Below are 17589 nucleotides of genomic sequence, written 5' to 3'. Positions count from 1 at the left end.
TCCCGGCCCGTCAGTAGGCGGGCAGATGGCGGGGGCCGAGGTCGGTGCGCACGGGCGGCGGCGCCAGCCGCGCGGACGCGCCGAGCACGGAGAGGCCGCGCTGGGCGACGACCACCGGCTCCAGGTCGACGGCGACCACCTCGGGATGGTCGTCCACCAGCCGCGACACCCTCAGCAGCAGCTCTTCGAGGGCCGCGGTGTCCACCGGCTTGGAACCCCGCCAGCCGAAGAGGAGCGGCGCGGTCCGGATGGACCGGATCAGCTCGGCCGCGTCCCGGTCGGTGGCGGGGACGAGCCGGTGGGCGGTGTCGCCCAGCAGTTCGGACGGGGCGCCCGCGAGCCCGAAGGAGAGCACGGCTCCGGCGCCGGGGTCTATCGCGGCCCGTACGACGGTGTCGACGCCGCGCGGCGCCATCCGCTGCACGACCAGGCCCAGCTCCTCGGCGGGGCCGAGATGCGCGGTCAGTTCGGCGTACGCGCGGCGCAGTTCCGCCTCGCCGCCGAGGTCGAGCCGCACCCCGCCCAGGTCGGTGCGGTGGCGCAGCTGCGGGGCGGTGGGCTTCAGCGCGACCGGGTAGCCGAGCCGCCCGGCGGCCCGTACGGCGCTGTCGGGGTCGGGCGCGGGCAGCGCGGGCAGCACGCTGACGCCGTAGCGGGCCAGCAGGCGCTGGGTGTCGGCGGCGGACAGCTCGATGCCTGCGCCGTCGGCCGCGGGGGCGTCGGGCGGCGGGATGCCCTGGTGCGGGGCTCCCTCGGGCGGGGCCAGCAGCACCTCGATGTCGGCGGCGGCCCCGGCCTCGTCGATGTCGTCGTACTCCGGCACCCGGCCGGGCTCCTCGGATTCCCGCCGCCAGCTCGCGTACCGCACGGCCTCGGCGAGCGCCCGCACCGCGCGCTCGGCGGCCGGATAGGCCGGGATCCGGCGGGTCCCGGCCGGTGGTTCGGCCGACGGTTCGGCGCCGGGCGCCGAGGCCGGGTCGCCGACGCCCGCGAGGGCCTCCGCGAGGCCGGGGATCTCCAGGTGGACCACCGCCACCGGCTTGGCCGCGCCGCGCCCGGACGCCTCGGTGGCCGCCGTGCGGACGGCCGCGGCGAGGTCCGCCGTGCGGGCGTCGCCGACCCACGGGATAGCGGTGACGACGACGGCGTCGCACTCGTCGTCGCCGAGCGCCCCGGTCAGGGCGCGGTGGAAGTCCTCGGGGGCGGCGGCCGTGGTGAGGTCGCGGGGCGGCAGCGGGCACAGCCCTTCGGTGAGGCAGGCGTCGTAGGTGAGCAGGCCGAGGGATTCGGAGTTGCCGAGGATGGCGACGCGCGGCCCGTCCGGGAGCGGCTGGGAGGCGAGCAGGACCCCGGCGTCGGCGAGCTGGGTAACGGTGTCCACGCGCAGGACGCCCGCCTGTCGCAGCAGGTCGGAGACGGTGGCGTCGGGGATGCGGGTGGTGGGCACGGCGTGCCCGGTGGGGGCGCTGCCGCTGTGCCGGGCGCCCTTGACGACCACGACGGGCTTGACGGCGGCGGTGCGCCGGGCGAGCCGGGTGAACTTGCGGGGGTTGCCGATGGATTCGAGGTACATGAGGGCGACGTCGGTCTCCGGGTCCTCGTACCAGTACTGGAGGAGGTCGTTGCCGGAGACGTCGGCGCGGTTCCCGGTGGAGATGAACGAAGAGATACCCGCCAGACCCGCGAGACCCGCAAGGCCCGCCAGCCCCGCGAGACCCGCCATCCCCTCGGTGCCGGTGGGCCGGGTGAGTCCGGTGCCGCGCCGGTGCAGCCCGGACAGCAGGGCGATGCCGATCGCGCCGGACTGGGTGAACAGCCCGATGCGGCCGGGGACGGGCAGCCGGGGTGAGAGGGAGGCGTTCAGCCGCACGCCCTCGGCGGTGTTGATGATGCCGAAGGCGTTGGGCCCGATGACGCGCATGCCGTAGGTGCGGGCCTGGCGGACCAGGTCGCGCTGGCGGTCGCGGCCCTCGGGGCCGCTCTCGGCGTACCCGGCGGAGAGGACGACGAGCCCCTGGACGCCGTGTTCGCCGCAGTCGGCGACGACGGCGGGCACCTGCGCGGCGGGGACGGCGACGACGGCCAGGTCGACCGGTCCGTCGACCTCGCGCAGGGAGCGGTGGGCCGGGACGCCGTCGGGCTCCAGGCGCGTCCAGTCCTCGGGGAAGGCGTGGTTGACGGCGTGGACCCGCCCGGTGAAGCCGCCGTCGAGGAGGTTGCGCAGCACGGTGCGGCCGACCCCGCCGGGGGCCCGGCCGGTTCCGATGACGGCGACGGAGCCGGGGGTGAGCAGCCGCTGCACGGAGCGGGCCTCGGCGCGCTGCTCACGGGCGCGCATGACGGCGAGGGAGCGGTCGGTGGGTTCGAGGTCGAATTCGAGGCGGACGACGCCGTCGTCGAAGCTGCGCTTCTGGGTGTAGCCGGCGTCCGTGAACACCTTGATCATCTTGGTGTTGGCGGGCAGCACCTCGGCGGCGAAGCGGCGGATGCCGCGCTCGCGGGCGACGGCCCCGATGTGTTCGAGGAGGGCGGAGGCCACGCCGCGGCCCTGGTGGGCGTCCTGGACCAGGAAGGCGACCTCGGCCTCGTCGGCGGGGGCCCGATCGGCGTCGCCCTCACCGGGGGGCGGGAGGTGGGCGGGCAGCCCGTCCTCGCCGATGCGGTCGTAGCGGACGGTGGCGATGAACTCGCCCCCGACGGTCGCCGCGAGGCCGACCCGGTCGACGTAGTCGTGGTGGGTGAAGCGGTGGACGTCGCGGTCGGAGAGCCGGGGGTAGGGCGCGAAGAAGCGGTAGTACTTCGACTCGTCCGAGACGTGTTCGTAGAAGCTGACCAGGCGCTGCGCGTCATCGGGCGTGATGGGGCGGATCTGCGCGGTGCCACCGTCCCTGAGCACCACGTCGGCCTCCCAGTGGGTGGGGTACGCGTGATGATCCGACGAGCTCGGCATGGGGACAGGGTACGGGCTGAAGTCCGGGACGGAGAGGTCCGCATGGCGGACACCCTTGCGTGAACGGGGGGTGTCGAGGGAAAGTCCGTATCGGACCTGTTCGGACATGACCGGACCCACTCGGGCCCGAACCCGGGCGAGACCGGACACCGTATGATCTGGTCTAGACAACAGCACCCGCAGATCTGAAGGGCAACACCATGGCTGAGCGCCGCGTCAACATCGGCTGGGCCGAGGGCCTGCACGCCCGCCCGGCGTCGATCTTCGTCCGTGCGGCGACCGCCGCCGGCGTCCCCATCACGATCGCCAAGGCGGGCGGCACCCCGGTCAACGCCGCTTCCATGCTCGCCGTGCTCGGCCTGGGCGCTCAGGGTGGCGACGAGGTCGTGCTCGCCTCCGAGGCCGACGACGCGGAGGTCGCGCTCGACCGTCTGGCGAAGCTGGTGGCCGAGGGTCTCGAGGAGCTTCCGGAGACCGTCTGATTCCGTCCGAATCGCATTTCGGCGCGGCGGGGCCGCGGTGAACCATTACGGATCACCGCGGCCCCGTTGCTTTTCCGCATCGCGAATTCCATTGAGCTATATACCGAGCGGCTGTTAATTCCGGCCGCTCGCCGTGTTTACGGAATGTTTCGAAGTTCTCACCTGGGACGCGTTTCGCAATCGGTATTCGGCCAGCGAGCGCTCGGTGTGCGCGGCGGCGAGCGCCCGCGCCCGGTCGGCGTCGCCGCGCGCGACCGCGTCCACGATCGCCCCGTGCTCCGCCCAGGACTCGATGGCGCGCACCGACGGGTCGGCGCACCCGGCCGCGCCCGGTACGGCCTGCATGACCTGCGCGGGCTGCACCGCCTGCGCGGCCTGCCGGGCCGGGTCCGCCGCGTACACCCACGCCGTCTTGCGCCGCAGCTGCACCAGCATTCCCGCCAGGCTCGGGCTGCCGGACGCCTGGGCGAGCGTCTCGTGGAACCAGTCGCCCAGCGAGCGCAGCTCGCCCAGCCGGCCGCGCTGGGCCCGCTCCTGGCCGAGCCGGACCAGACCGCGCAGCACCTTCAGATGCCCCTCGGTGCGCCGCTGGGCGGCCCTGGCGGCACCCAGCGGCTCCAGCAGGGCCCGGATGTCCAGGAGGTCGGCCGCCTCCTTCTCGGACGGCTGCGCGACGCACGCGCCGGCATGCCGCCGGGTCGTCACGAAGCCCTCGGACTCCAGGGTGCGCAGCGCCTCGCGGACGGGCACCCGGGAGACTCCGTAGCGCCGGGCGAGCAGCTCCTCGGTCAGCCGGCTGCCGGGCGGATAGGTACCGGAGATGATGTCGTCACGGATCGCCGTGCACACCGCATGTGCCGAAATCCGGCGACCGCCCTGGAGTGCGGCCGTATCCCCGTTCACTTCCGGTCCCGCATTGTCGAACCTCCGCCTCAACCCCGCGAAACGCATCCGATTGACGCGTGTTCAGCGACTCTATTCGAAGCCGCCGGGATTTCCGATGGGCGAAGGCAATTCAGGGATATTTTTTGGTCACAGTGGAGCGTCCCGGCCGGGTAACGCCGAAGGCCCCGTCCGGAGCGGACGGGGCCTTTCGACGGGGACGGCGACGGGTCAGAGGTTGACGCCGTGCGAGCGCAGGTACGACAGCGGGTCCATGTCCGAGCCGTACTCCGCGGTGGTGCGGGCCTCGAAGTGCAGGTGCGGGCCGGTGACGTTGCCGGTGGCACCGGACAGGCCGATCTGCTGGCCGGGGGTGACCTTCTCGCCGACCGAGACGCCGATCGAGGAGAGGTGGCCGTACTGGGTGTAGGTGCCGTCGTTCATCTTGATGACGACGTTGTTGCCGTAGGCGCCGCCCCAGCCCGCCTCGACGACCTCGCCCATGCCCACCGACTGCACCTCGGTGCCGGTGGAGGCCGAGAAGTCGATCCCGGTGTGGCTGCCGGAGGACCACAGGCCGCTGGACGCCGCGTAGCCGGTGGAGACGGAGGAGCCGTCGATGGGCGAGACGAACGTGTTGAGGCGCTTGCGCTCGGCCTCACGCGCGGCGCGCTCCTTGGCCTCGCGCTCCGCCTTGGCCTTCTTCGCGGCCGCCTCGGCCTTCCGCGCGGCCTCCTGGCGGGCCACGGCCTCGGCCTTCGCCTTGGCGGCGGCGGCCTCGGCGGCGCTCTCCTGGGACTGGGCCTGCGCGTCGATCTGGTCGGAGAGACCGTCGCCCATCACCATCGCCTGGCGGAGACCGGTGTCCTGGGGAGACGGCGTCTCGCCGGTCGCGGCGAGGGCCGGGCCGGCGATGCCGGCGACGACGCCCGAAGCGACCGTGGTGATGCCAGCGATGTTCGCGCCGGTGCGGACGGCGGTCTGGCTGGGACGTCGGTGCTTCCCGGCGGCACGGGTGAACGCCATGGTGTGGCGCACTCCTTTCCTTCCTTCTCGCCTACCGGGTTAGCTGACGGGTTCGGAGCAGGAAGGTCTCCTACGGGCCCCTCCCCCGGCCGGGGAAGGCGTCCGATTCACCCCAGGGACGTTTGGGTCCCCGGCTCCCCTGGCACTCGCACCAGTGGGACTCGGCGATGGCTGTCCGTGCCGCGGGCGCGGCGGGTATCCGGCGAACAGCCGCACTGACGCTAAACGGGCCGCGTTTCGATCACCAAACGGTTACGGGTTTTTGTTGTTCTCGCCACAAACCAAACGCCCCTCAAATCGGACATACGGGAGGACCCTGACGTCTCACTTGACGCCAGGGTCCTTGTACTGATGGTGCGTTGAGCCGGGCCCGGGACATGTCGGGCCCGGCGGCACGCGGTTCAGCCGGTGATGACGCGCACCTCTCCGATGCCGAGCGCCCTGACCGGCGCCTCGATCTTCGAGGCGTCACCCACGAGCACCGTCACCAGCCGGTCGGCCGGGAAGGCGCTCACGACCGCCGCGGTCGCCTCCACCGTCCCCGCCTCGGCGAGCCGGGCGTACAGCTGCGCCTGGAAGTCGTCCGGCAGGTGCTGCTCGACCTGGTCGGCGAGCGTGCCCGCCACGGCGGCGGCCGTCTCGTACTTCAGCGGGGCGACGCCGACGAGGTTCTGCACGGCGACATCGCGCTCGGCGTCCGTCAGCCCCTCCTCCTTCAGCGTCCGCAGCACCGTCCACAGGTCGTCCAGCGCCGGGCCGGTGACCTCGGTGGCCACCGAACCGCTGATCGCCAGCAGCGAGGCGCCCGCCGAGCCGCCGCCGGCCGGCGAGGGCGGCGTCGAGCGCAGCACCTGGCCGAAGGCGCGCACCCCGTAGGTGTAGCCCTTCTCCTCGCGCAGCACCCGGTCCAGCCGGGAGGTGAGGGTGCCGCCCAGGCAGTAGGTGCCGAGCACCTGCGCGGGCCAGACGCGGTCGTGCCGGTCGGCGCCGATGCGCCCGATGAGCAGCTGGGTCTGGACCGCGCCGGGCCGGTCGACGATCACCACACGGCCGGTGTCGTCGGCGATGACCGGCGGGACCGAGCGCTGCGGGGCCGGGCCTCCGGTCCAGGCGCCGAGGGTGTCGGCGAGCGCCTGGTCGAGGTCGACACCGGCCAGGTCGCCGACGACGACCGCGGTCGCGGTGGACGGCCGGACGTGCGCCTCGTAGAAGGCGCGCACCGCCGCGGCGTCGATGCCCTCGATGGTCTCCTCGGTGCCCTGGCGCGGCCGGGACATCCGCGACTCGGCCGGGAACAGCTCCTTCGCCAGGGCCATGGAGGCGCGGCGGGCCGGGTTGGCCAGCTCGTGCGGGATCTCGTCCAGCCGGTTGCGCACCAGCCGCTCGATTTCGCCGTCGGGGAAGGCGGGGGCGCGCAGCGCGTCGGCGAGCAGGCCGAGCGCCTTGGGCAGCCGGGAGACCGGCACCTCCAGGGAGACCCGGACGCCGGGGTGGTCCGCGTGGGCGTCCAGGGTGGCGCCGCAGCGCTCCAGCTCGGCGGCGAACTCCTCGGCGGTGTGCTTGTCGGTGCCCTCGGACAGGGCGCGCGCCATGATCGTGCCGACGCCGTCCAGACCGGCCGGCTCGGTGTCCAGCGGGGCGTCGAGGTTGATCTCCACGGCGACGACCTGCTGGCCGGGGCGGTGGCAGCGCAGCACGGTGAGCCCGTTGGACAGCTCAGTGCGCTCCGGCGCCGGGAAGGCCCACGGCTTGGGGGCACCCCCCTGCGGCTGCGGGTGGAAGGTCATGGTGGCGGTGACGGCGTCGCTCACTGGGCCGCCTCCCCTTCTGCGTCGGTGTCGGCGGCTTCTGCGGCGCCGGAGGACTCGTCGTCCGCGTCCTCGGCGCCCTGGACGGGCTCGTAGACCAGCACGGCCCGGTTGTCGGGGCGCAGCCGCGCCGCGGCCACGGCCCGCACCTCCTCGGCGGTGATGTCCAGCACCCGCCCCACGGCGGTCAGCGCCAGCTGCGGGTCGCCGAAGAGCACGGCGAACCGGCACAGCTCGTCGGCGCGGCCGCCGACGGTGGCCAGCCGGTCCAGCCACTCGCGCTCGATCTGCGCCTGGGCGCGCTCCATCTCCTGCGGCGTCGGGCCCTCCTCCGCGAAGCGGGCCAGCTCCTCGTCGACGGCGGCCTCGATGCCGGGCACCTCGACCCCGCCGGAGGTCTTCACGTCCAGCCAGCCCAGCGACGGCGCGCCCGCCAGCCGCAGCAGGCCGAACCCGGCGGCGACGGCCGTACGGTCGCGGCGGACCAGGCGGTTGTGCAGCCGGGAGGACTCGCCGCCGCCGAGGACGGTCAGCGCCAGGTCGGCGGCGTCGGCCTCACGGGTGCCGTCGTGCGGCAGCCGGTAGGCGGCCATCAGGGCGCGGGCCGGGACCTCCTCCTCCACGACCTCGCGCAGCTGCCCGCCGATGACCTCCGGGAGCGTGCCGTCGCGGGGCGGCCGCTTGCCCTCGTGGGAGGGGATGGTGCCGAAGTACTTCTCGATCCACGCGAGCGTCTGCTCGGGGTCGATGTCGCCGACGACGGACAGCACCGCGTTGTTCGGCGCGTAGTACGTGCGGAAGAACTCCCGGGCGTCCTCCAGGGAGGCGGCGTCCAGGTCGGCCATCGAGCCGATCGGGGTGTGGTGGTACGGGTGGCCGTCGGGGTAGGCCATGGCGACGAGCTTCTCGAAGGCCGTGCCGTACGGAACGTTGTCGTAGCGCTGGCGGCGCTCGTTCTTGACGACGTCCCGCTGGTTCTCCAGGCTCTCGTCGTCCAGCGCGGTCAGGAGGGACCCCATCCGGTCCGCCTCCAGCCAGAGCGCCAGCTCGACCTGGTGGGCGGGCATCGTCTCGAAGTAGTTGGTGCGCTCGAAGCTGGTCGTGCCGTTGAGCGAGCCGCCGGCCCCCTGGACCAGCTCGAAGTGGCCGTTCCCCGTCACCTGGGCCGAGCCCTGGAACATCAGGTGCTCGAAGAGGTGGGCGAGGCCGGTACGCCCCTTGACTTCGTGGCGTGAGCCGACGTCGTACCAGAGGCAGATCGCGGCGACCGGGGTCAGGTGATCCTCGGAGAGCACCACCCGCAGGCCGTTGGCCAGACGGTGCTCGGTCGCTTTCAGGCCGCCGGAGCCGGCCTGTTGCGTGGCCGTGTGACCCATGGGCATGTACGTCCCTTCGATCGCGTGTGGAGCGCGTGTGAACCGCTGTGATGAGCGCTTCTGTCACTGTATGCAACCGCACGGACATCTGGCGAAGTTCCCGTCACGCAAAGGTCCGGCCAAGGTCCCGCCGTGCCGTTCGGGGACGGCCCGTTCCACAGTTGTCGGTGGACGGGGCCACAATGGTCCGCGTCAGATCCCGCTCTGCCGTTGAAGGAGCCGCAAGCGCGATGGCCCGCCGCAGCACGAAGAGTCCGCCGCCGGACGACTTCGAGGAGCGCATCCTCGACATCGACGTCGTCGACGAGATGCAGGGCTCCTACCTGGAGTACGCCTACTCGGTCATCTATTCGCGCGCGCTGCCCGACGCCCGCGACGGGCTCAAGCCCGTGCACCGACGCATCCTCTACCAGATGAACGAGATGGGGCTGCGCCCCGAGCGCGGCTTCGTGAAGTGCGCCCGCGTCGTCGGCGAGGTGATGGGTAAGCTCCACCCGCACGGTGACGCGTCGATCTACGACGCGCTGGTGCGCATGGCGCAGCCGTTCTCGATGCGCCTGCCCATGGTCGACGGCCACGGGAACTTCGGCTCGCTGGGCAACGACGACCCGCCCGCCGCGATGCGGTACACCGAGTGCCGGATGGCCTCGGCGACGTCGCTGATGACCGAGTCCATCGACGAGGACACGGTCGACTTCTCGCCGAACTACGACGGCAGCGAGCAGGAGCCCGTCACCCTCCCCGCCGCCTATCCGAACCTGCTGGTCAACGGCACGTCCGGGATCGCGGTCGGCATGGCGACGAACATGCCGCCGCACAACCTGGGCGAGGTGGTCGCCGCCGCCCGCCACCTGATCAAGCACCCGGGTGCGGACCTCGACACGCTGATGCGGCACGTGCCGGGTCCCGACCTGCCGACCGGCGGACAGATCGTCGGGCTCAGCGGCGTCCGGGACGCGTACGAGACGGGGCGCGGCAGCTTCAAGATCCGCGCCACGGTGGCCGTGGAGGACGTGACGCCCCGCCGCAAGGGCCTCGTCGTCACCGAACTGCCCTTCACCGTCGGCCCCGAGAAGGTCATCTCCAAGATCAAGGATCTGGTCGGCGCCAAGAAGCTCCAGGGCATCGCGGACGTCAAGGACCTCACCGACCGTGCGCACGGCCTGCGCCTGGTGATCGAGATCAAGAACGGCTTCAACCCGGAGGCCGTGCTGGAGCAGCTCTACAAGCTCACGCCGATGGAGGAGTCCTTCGGCATCAACAACGTGGCGCTGGTGGACGGCCAGCCGCTCACGCTGGGGCTCAAGGAGCTGCTGGAGGTCTACCTCGACCACCGCTTCGACGTCGTGCGGCGGCGCAGCGAGTTCCGGCGCACCAAGCGACGCAACCGGCTGCACCTGGTCGAGGGGCTGCTGGTGGCCCTGCTCGACATCGACGAGGTCATCCGCCTCATCCGGTCCAGCGAGAACTCGGCGCAGGCCAAGGAAACGCTGATGGACCGCTTCGACCTGTCGGACGTCCAGACGCAGTACATCCTGGACACTCCGCTGCGCCGGCTGACCAAGTTCGACCGGATCGAGCTGGAGTCGGAGCGCGACAAGCTCAACGCGGAGATCGAGGAGCTGACCCGGATCCTCGACTCGGACGCGGAGCTGCGCAAGCTGGTCTCCTCCGAACTGGCCACGGTGGGCAAGAAGTTCGGCACCCCGCGGCGCACGGTGCTGCTGGAGTCCGCCGACGCCCCGGTGGCCGCGGTGCCGCTAGAGGTCGCGGACGACCCGTGCCGGGTGCTGCTGTCCTCCACCGGGCTGCTGGCCCGTACGGCGAACGGGGAGCCGTTCGCGGGCGAGCAGACCAAGCGCAGCAAGCACGACGTGATCGTCTCGGCGGTCCCGGCGACGGCCCGCGCGGAGGTCGGGGCGGTGACCTCGACCGGGCGGCTGCTGCGGCTCCAGGTGATCGACCTGCCCCAGCTGCCGGAGTCCTCCGCGACGCCGAACCTGGCGGGCGGGGCGCCGATCGCCGAGTTCCTGTCCCTGGAGGAGGGCGAGGAGCTGATCTGCCTCACCACCCTGGACGAGTCCTCGCCGGGGCTCGCGATCGGCACGGAGCAGGGCGTCGTCAAGCGCGTGGTCCCGGACTATCCGGCCCACAAGGAGGAGCTGGAGGTCATCGGCCTCAAGGAGGGCGACCGGATCGTGGGCGCGGTCGAGCTGCGCACCGGCGAGGAGGATCTGGTCTTCATCACCGACAACGCCCATCTGCTGCGCTATCCGGCGGGCCAGGTGCGGCCGCAGGGGCGGGCCGCGGGCGGCATGGCGGGCATCAAGCTCGCGCCTGACGCGAAGGTGATCTCGTTCACGGCGGTCGACCCGGCTGCCGACGCGGTGGTGTTCACGGTCTCGGGTACGCACGGCACGCTCGACGACTCCGTACAGCAGACGGCCAAGCTCACCCCCTTCGACCAGTACCCGCGCAAGGGGCGGGCCACGGGCGGGGTGCGCTGTCAGCGGTTCCTCAAGGGCGAGGACTGTCTGGTGCTGGCCTGGGCGGGCGCGGCCCCGGCCCGCGCGGCGTCGGCCACCGGCGCCCCGGTGCCGCTGCCGGAGCCCGATCCGCGCCGGGACGGCTCCGGAGTGCCGCTCGCCAAGCCGGTGGCGGTGGTCGCCGGGCCGGTGTAGGCACGGCGGGAACGGACGATCAGGGGCGCGGCACCGGAGAGGTGCCGCGCCCTGCGCATGCGGCCACCGGGAGCGATGAGCGCGGCGCGGGGCTCAGTGCCCGGCCCCGTTGCGCCGGGCCCGCAGCTGCCGGAGCGCTACCCGGGCGCCGGGGTGGCCGCGGTCGGCCGCCTTCCGGAAGTGCCGCTCCGCCTCGACCGGATCGCCGAGGTCCAGATGCAGGGTGCCGAGCACCACCAGCGCGGTGAGGTCCCCGGCGTCCACCGCCTTGCCGAGCCAGTGCAGGGCCTCCTGGTACGCACCGCGGTTGCCGAGCCCGATGCCGTAGACCGTCATGCCCTCCCGGTCACCGGCGAGCGCCGCCTGCCGGGCGAGCGCCTCGGGGATCGGCCGTCCCTCGGCGTACGCCGCCCGCACCCTCGCTCTCACCGCCGGATCCAGCCGTCGCGCCCCGCGCTTCCCGCGGCGTCCGCGCCACCGCGCCCACAGCCCGCACATCAGAACCCCCCTCCGCCCCCGGAACAGTCATTCTCCCGCCGTCCCCGCCCCCGCGGAACAGGGTGCGCGCCCCGGGGAACCGGACCTTCCCGCTCCCCCGTCACCCTGATTACCCCACCCGTGCGCGAAGTTGATCGACAGAGGTTAGGCTTACCTTCGTGAGCACGTGCACGACCGCTTCCCGGGACCTGTCCGAGCCGCTCGCCGGGACGGCGGCCACCGCCCCCACCTGGCTGCTTGTCGAACAACCGGGCCCCTGGGGCACCGAGGCCCTGACCGCCAGCCGCCTGGACCCGGCCGTGGGGCGCGCCCTGGAGCACGCCGCCGAAGGCACCGGCGTCCGGGTCGCGCTGATCCGCCGGCCGGGCCGCCATGCCGACCTGCACGCGGGCAGCCGTCACCGGGTGTTCGTGGCGCACACCCGGCCCGGCCGCTCCTGGATCCGCACGACCGCCCTCGCCGACCCGGGGCAACTGCTCGACCTGGACTTCGCCGCGCTGGGCGCGGGAGACGCGAGCGGCCTCACCGGTGCGGCCGACGACGCTCCCGGCGGCCTCCCCGGGGAGTGGGGGGAGTACACCGGCGATCCGCTGGTGCTGGTGTGCACCAACGGAAAGCGCGACCGCTGCTGCGCGCTGCTCGGCCGCCCGCTGGCCGCCGAGCTGACCACCGCCGGAGTGGAGGGCACCTGGGAGATCACCCACATCGGCGGCCACCGCTTCTCGCCGACGCTCGTCGTCCTCCCGCACGGCTACGCCTACGGCCGGGTCACCGCCCAGGACGTCAAGGACACCCTCGCGGCCCTGCGCGAGAACCGGGTGGCCACCGAGGGCTGCCGCGGCCGCTCCGCCTGGGAGCGGCCCGGACAGGCGGCCGAGCTGGCGGTCCGCGAGCTGACCGGTGAGGACGGGGCCGACGCGCTGACCGTCGTACGCACCGAGAGCGCCGCCCCCGCCTGGTCGGTGACCGTGGCGCACACCGACGGCCGGGTGTGGCGGGTGAGCGTGGCTCAGGTGGCCGCCGCCCCGCCGCGGCCGCAGAGCTGCGGCTCGCCGCTGGGCTCCCCGGCCCGCATGGACGTGGTCGGCATCCGGGCCGTGCGGCCCGCGCGCGACGGACGGACGGTCACCGCCGCCCGGCGCTGAGCGACCGCCCTCCCGGACGGCCCCCGGCCTCCCCCACCGCGCGCGTGGCCGCCGGGGGTACTGGGGCGTGTCCGCGCCCTGCCCTTCGTTACCCTTCGTTGCCATGAGCGCCGCGATACCGCCGGGGCCGCCCTCCGCGGCCACAAGGTGGCGCATCGGCTGGCCCCGACGCGTCTTCTCCCAGGTGCTGCTGATGCAGCTGGCCATCGCCACGGGCGTCACCGTGCTCGCGACCGGCCTCTTCCTGCGCCCGCTCGGCTCCCAGCTCGACGACCAGGCCATGCGCCGGGCGCTGTCCATCGCCCAGACCACGGCCTCCGAACCGCGGCTGGTCACGGCGCTCCAACACACCCGGCCCAGCCGGGAAGGACCGGTCCAGGCCGCGGCGGAACGCATCCGCCGGGCGACCGGCGCCGAATACGTCGTGATCATGGACCGGCGCGGGGTCCGCTGGTCGCACACCTCCCCTGACGAGATCGGCAAGCACGTCTCGACCAGCCCCGATCAAGCCCTCGCGGGCCATGAGGTCATGCAGATCGACAACGGCACGCTCGGCCGCTCGGCCCGCGGCAAGGTGCCGCTGCGCGACGGGGACGGCCGCATCGTGGGCGCGGTGTCGGTCGGCATCGCGTACGAGACCGTGCGCGGACGGCTGCTCGGCGCGCTGCCCGGGCTGCTCGCGTACGCGGGCGGCGCGCTCGCCGTCGGCGCCCTGGCGGCCTATCTGGTGTCCCGCAGGCTCCAGCGGCGCACCCATGACCTGGCCTTCTCCGACATCTCCGCGCTACTCGCCGAGCGCGAGGCCATGCTGCACGGCATCCGCGAGGGCGTCGTCGCGCTGGACGCGCACGGCCGCATCCGGCTGATGAACGACGAGGCGCAGCGGCTGCTGGACCTGCGCACCGAGGACACCGGACAGCCGCTGGAGGCGGTGCTGCCGCCCGGCCGTACGACCGATGTGCTGGCCGGGCGGGTCACCGGCGCCGATCTGCTGACCGTCAGCGGCGGCCGGGTGCTGGTCGCCAACCGGATGCCCACGGACGACGGCGGCGCGGTGGCCACCCTGCGCGACCGCACCGAACTGGAGCGGCTCGGCCGCGAACTGGACGGCACCCGCGGGCTGATCGACGCGCTGCGCGCCCAGGACCACGAGCACGCCAACCGGATGCACACCCTCCTCGGCCTGCTCGAACTCGAACTCCACGAGGAGGCGGTGGAGTTCATCACCGAGGCGGTCGGCGTCCACCGCGCCACCGCCGAGCAGGTCACCGAGCGGGTGCACGACCCGCTGCTGGCCGCCCTGCTGGTCGGCAAGGCCACGGTCGCCACGGAGCGCGGGGTGTCCCTGCGCATCGCCGAGGGCACCCTGCTGCCGGACCGGCTGGTGGATCCGCCGGGGCTGGTGACGATCGTCGGCAACCTGATCGACAACGCGCTGGACGCGGCGGTGGGTTCGGCCGAGCCGCGGGTCGAGGTTGAGCTGTGCGCGGACGACCGTACGGTGCTGCTGCGGGTCTCGGACACCGGACCCGGCATCCCCGCCGACCGGCGCGACCTGGTGTTCACCGAGGGCTGGTCCACCAAGAAGCCGCCCGCGCACGGACAGCGCGGCATCGGGCTGGCCCTGGTGCGCCGCCTCGCCGAGCGCCAGGGCGGCAGCGCACGGGTGGCCGACCGCGACGGCGGCGGCGCCGAGTTCACCGTCGTCCTCCCCGAGGCGCTGACCGAGGAACCGGCCGAGGAAGCGGCCGGGGCGCCGCTGACCGCGACAGGAGAGCCGCGATGACATGGGACACCGGGCCGGGCGGTCTCATCGAGGTGCTGGTCGTGGACGACGACGTACGGGTCGCCCGCGTCAACGCGGCCTACGTCGGCAAGGTGCCGGGCTTCCGCGTCGCCGGGCAGGCACACACGGCCGCCGACGCGCTGGCCTACCTGGAGCGCGGCCACGCCGATCTCGTCCTGCTCGACCACTACCTGCCGGACGAGACCGGGCTCGCGCTGGTGGGGCGGCTGCGGCAGCTGGGCCACCACACGGACATCATCATGGTGACCGCCGCCCGCGACATCGGCACCGTGCAGGCCGCGATGCGCCACGGCGCGCTCCAGTACCTGGTCAAGCCGTTCACGTTCGCCGGGCTGCGCGCCAAGCTGGAGGGCTACGCGGCACTGCGCCGCGCCCTGGCGGGCGGCGGCGAGGCCGGACAGGACCAGGTGGACCGGATCTTCGGCGCCCTGGGCGGCGCCTCGGCGGGCCCCGCCGAGCTGCCCAAGGGCCACTCGGCGCTCACCGCCGACCTCGTACGGGAGGTGCTGCGCGGCGCCGACGGCCCGCTGTCGGCCCAGGAGGTCGCCGAGCGCGCGTCGCTCAGCAGACAGACCGCCCAGCGCTATCTGAAGCTCCTGGAGCGCACGGGCCGGGTGCGGCTCAGCCTCAAGTACGGCGAGACCGGCCGCCCGGAACACCGCTACGACTGGGTCTGAGGTCCAGGGGGTGTCTTGTCGATCAGGCCGCGCCCGCCCCGGTGAGGGCCCGCACCTCCGTCTCCGCGTGCCGGGCCGCGTGCCCGCGGGCGTCCGCGGCCTCGTCGGAGAGGACCGTGCCGAGCCAGCCGGCGAGGAAGCCGAGGGGAACCGAGACCAGCCCGGGGTTCTGTAGCGGGAAGAGATGGAAGTCCACCCCGGAGAAGATCGCCTCGGGCCCGCCGGAGACCACCGGGGAGAACACCACCAGCACCACCGCAGGGACCAGGCCGCCGTAGACCGACCACACCGCTCCGCGCGTGGTGAACCGCCGCCAGAACAGCGAGTACAGCAGCACCGGGAGGTTCGCCGACGCGGCGGCCGCGAAGGCGAGCCCCACCAGGAAGGCCACGTTGAGGTCGTCGGCGAGCAGCCCCAGGCCGATCGCCGCCGCCCCGATCCCGACCGCCGCGACGCGCGCGACCGCGACCTCGCTGCGCGGTGTGCGGTCTTTGCGCCGGCTCAGCGAGGCGTACAGGTCATGGGCGACGGAGGCCGAGGAGGCGAGGGTGATCCCGGCCACGACGGCGAGGATGGTGGCGAACGCGACGGCGGCGACGATCGCGAACAGCACCGTCCCGCCCGTCGACCCGGCGCCCCCGCCGAGGTCGAGCGCGAGCAGCGGCACGGCCGTGTTGCCCGCCGCGTTGGAGCTGCGCACGGCATCGGTGCCCAGCACGGCCGCCGCGCCGAAGCCCAGCACGATCGTCATCAGGTAGAAGCCGCCGATCAGCCCGATCGACCAGATGACGGACCGGCGGGCGGCCGGGGCGGTCGGCACGGTGTAGAAGCGCGAGAGGATATGCGGCAGCCCCGCGGTGCCCAGCACGAGGGCGACGCCCAGGCTCACGAAGTCCAGCCGTGCGGTCCAGCCGTCGCCGTACGCGAGCCCCGGGGCGAGGAAGTCGCTGCCCTGCCCGCTGTGCCGCGCCGCGGTGCTCAGCAGGCTGTCGATGTCGCCGTGGAAGCGGACCAGGACGAGCACGGTGAGCGTCACCGCGCCGCCCATCAGCAGGACGGCCTTCACGATCTGGATCCAGGTCGTGGCCCGCATCCCGCCCAGCGCGACGAAGACCACCATCAGGGTGCCGACGCCGATGACCGTCCAGGACCGGGCCCGGGACCCCGTCTCGTCCAGCAGCAGGGCGACCAGGCTGCCCGCACCGACCATCTGGGCGACGAGGTAGAGCACGCAGACGGTGACCGAGGAGACGCCCGCGGCGATCCGGACCGGGCGCTCGCTCATCCGCGCGGCCAGCACGTCGGCGAGGGTGAACCGGCCGCAGTTGCGGACGAGTTCGGCGACCAGCAGCAGCACCACCAGCCAGGCCACCAGGAAGCCGACGCAGTAGAGCACCCCGTCGTAGCCGAAGAGCGCGATGAGTCCGGAGATGCCGAGGAAGGAGGCGGCCGACATGTAGTCGCCCGCGATGGCGAAGCCGTTCTCCATCGGGGAGAACAGCCGCCCGCCCGCGTAGAACTCCTCCGGGGAGCCCTGCCGTCGGCGGCTCGCCCAAGTGGTGATCGCGAGCGTGGCGGCCACGAAGACGCCGAAGAGCAGCAGCGCGAGGCTCTGCTGATTGCCGGTCACCGCCCGTGCCCCCGCATCATCTCCTGCGTCACCCAGCGCAGCTCCAGCGCGACCCGGTCCCTGCGCAGCCGGGCGTGGCGAGCGTACGCCCACGTCAGCAGGAAGGTGGTGGCGAACTGGGCGAGGCCCGCGACCATCGCGACGTTGAGCGCCCCCACCACCGGGCGGGCCATCATGCCGGGCGCGGTCGTCGCCGCTACCACATACGCGAGGTACCAGAGCAGAAAGGCGGCGGCCGCCGGGAAGACGAAGCGGCGGTAGCGCCTGCGCACCTCCTGGAAGGCGGCGCTGCCGTGCACCTCCGTGTACACCTCCTCGGCGGCGGGCGGGCGGGCGCGCCGGGGCGGACCGGCTGTCTCGTCCTGCTCGTCCGGCTCGCCCCAGCCGGAGGCGAGCGCGTCGTACCAGGGATCGTCCAGCCGGGCCGCCCCGGCATCGCGCGCGTTGTGCATGTCCACCCGAAAGCTCCTTGTTCACTGCCGCGTTGGCGTGCCCAAGGATGGACAGAGGGAGAAGATCGCGGATACTCCAATACCGGACGTTCACCCCATCAGGTGACTCAGGTGATGAACGGCCCGGAATCGTTCCCGCTCGGGCTCGCCCCGCTCCGCGACCAGCCGCTACAGC

Annotated in this window: 13 protein-coding genes and 1 riboswitch; of the genes, 5 read left to right on the top strand and 8 right to left on the bottom strand. The window is 73.3% G+C overall.

The features are described from left to right. Window positions 1-10 precede the first annotated feature (10 nt). A complete protein-coding gene (locus HYQ63_RS31345; protein WP_179937167.1) occupies window positions 11-2950 on the bottom strand; it encodes a bifunctional GNAT family N-acetyltransferase/acetate--CoA ligase family protein in 2940 nt (979 codons plus the stop codon). Window positions 2951-3150: 200 nt separating this feature from the next. On the opposite strand from HYQ63_RS31345, the gene HYQ63_RS31340 reads away from it, so the two are divergent. Next, on the top strand, window positions 3151-3432 hold the full coding sequence (locus HYQ63_RS31340; protein WP_179937166.1) for an HPr family phosphocarrier protein: 282 nt from the start codon (window positions 3151-3153) through the stop codon (window positions 3430-3432). A gap of 114 nt (window positions 3433-3546) precedes the next feature. On the opposite strand, the gene HYQ63_RS31335 is transcribed toward HYQ63_RS31340, so the two are convergent. The 4 genes from HYQ63_RS31335 to HYQ63_RS31320 form a co-directional block, all read right to left on the bottom strand. Further along, on the bottom strand, window positions 3547-4335 hold the full coding sequence (locus HYQ63_RS31335) for a GntR family transcriptional regulator (protein ID WP_257232263.1): 789 nt from the start codon (window positions 4333-4335) through the stop codon (window positions 3547-3549). A gap of 210 nt (window positions 4336-4545) precedes the next feature. Continuing rightward, a complete protein-coding gene (locus HYQ63_RS31330; RefSeq protein ID WP_179937164.1) occupies window positions 4546-5340 on the bottom strand; it encodes a M23 family metallopeptidase in 795 nt (264 codons plus the stop codon). A gap of 14 nt (window positions 5341-5354) precedes the next feature. Then, a riboswitch (cyclic di-AMP (ydaO/yuaA leader) is annotated at window positions 5355-5517 on the bottom strand. Window positions 5518-5741: 224 nt separating this feature from the next. Further along, on the bottom strand, window positions 5742-7127 hold the full coding sequence (locus HYQ63_RS31325) for a M16 family metallopeptidase (protein WP_373689220.1): 1386 nt from the start codon (window positions 7125-7127) through the stop codon (window positions 5742-5744). 20 nt (window positions 7128-7147) lie between these two features. Further along, window positions 7148-8524: a pitrilysin family protein gene (locus HYQ63_RS31320; RefSeq protein ID WP_179937162.1), complete on the bottom strand. Its 1377-nt coding sequence runs from the start codon at window positions 8522-8524 to the stop codon at window positions 7148-7150. A 230-nt stretch (window positions 8525-8754) separates the two neighbouring features. Between HYQ63_RS31320 and HYQ63_RS31315 the strand changes: the two genes are divergently transcribed. Then, on the top strand, window positions 8755-11205 hold the full coding sequence (locus HYQ63_RS31315) for a DNA topoisomerase (ATP-hydrolyzing) subunit A (protein WP_179937161.1): 2451 nt from the start codon (window positions 8755-8757) through the stop codon (window positions 11203-11205). Between the two features lie 93 nt (window positions 11206-11298). Here the strand turns inward: HYQ63_RS31315 and HYQ63_RS31310 are convergent, their stop codons facing one another. Continuing rightward, window positions 11299-11634, bottom strand: coding sequence for a tetratricopeptide repeat protein (locus HYQ63_RS31310; protein WP_257232262.1), 336 nt, complete (start codon window positions 11632-11634; stop codon window positions 11299-11301). A 227-nt stretch (window positions 11635-11861) separates the two neighbouring features. Between HYQ63_RS31310 and HYQ63_RS31305 the strand changes: the two genes are divergently transcribed. The 3 genes from HYQ63_RS31305 (at window position 11862) to HYQ63_RS31295 (ending at window position 15332) form a co-directional block, all read left to right on the top strand. Next, entirely contained in the window at window positions 11862-12848 is a 987-nt protein-coding gene (locus HYQ63_RS31305) for a sucrase ferredoxin (RefSeq protein ID WP_179937159.1), read from the top strand. 103 nt (window positions 12849-12951) lie between these two features. Beyond that, the gene (locus HYQ63_RS31300) at window positions 12952-14634 is read left to right on the top strand and encodes a sensor histidine kinase (RefSeq protein WP_179937158.1); all 1683 of its coding nucleotides are present in this window, start codon (window positions 12952-12954) and stop codon (window positions 14632-14634) included. After that, window positions 14631-15332, top strand: a complete 702-nt coding sequence (locus tag HYQ63_RS31295) for a response regulator (protein WP_179937157.1) — start codon at window positions 14631-14633, stop codon at window positions 15330-15332. The genes HYQ63_RS31300 and HYQ63_RS31295 overlap by 4 nt, the downstream gene beginning before the upstream one ends. Window positions 15333-15354: 22 nt before the next feature. Here HYQ63_RS31295 and HYQ63_RS31290 read toward each other — a convergent pair whose 3' ends face one another. Continuing rightward, entirely contained in the window at window positions 15355-16962 is a 1608-nt protein-coding gene (locus HYQ63_RS31290) for a cation acetate symporter (protein ID WP_179937156.1), read from the bottom strand. Further along, on the bottom strand, window positions 16959-17420 hold the full coding sequence (locus tag HYQ63_RS31285; RefSeq protein ID WP_179937155.1) for a DUF485 domain-containing protein: 462 nt from the start codon (window positions 17418-17420) through the stop codon (window positions 16959-16961). The genes HYQ63_RS31290 and HYQ63_RS31285 overlap by 4 nt, the downstream gene beginning before the upstream one ends. Window positions 17421-17589 lie beyond the last annotated feature (169 nt).

Source organism: Streptomyces sp. Rer75 (assembly GCF_013414305.1).
Classification (GTDB): Bacteria; Actinomycetota; Actinomycetes; order Streptomycetales; family Streptomycetaceae; genus Streptomyces; species Streptomyces himastatinicus.
This window is presented reverse-complemented; position numbering and strand designations above follow the sequence as displayed.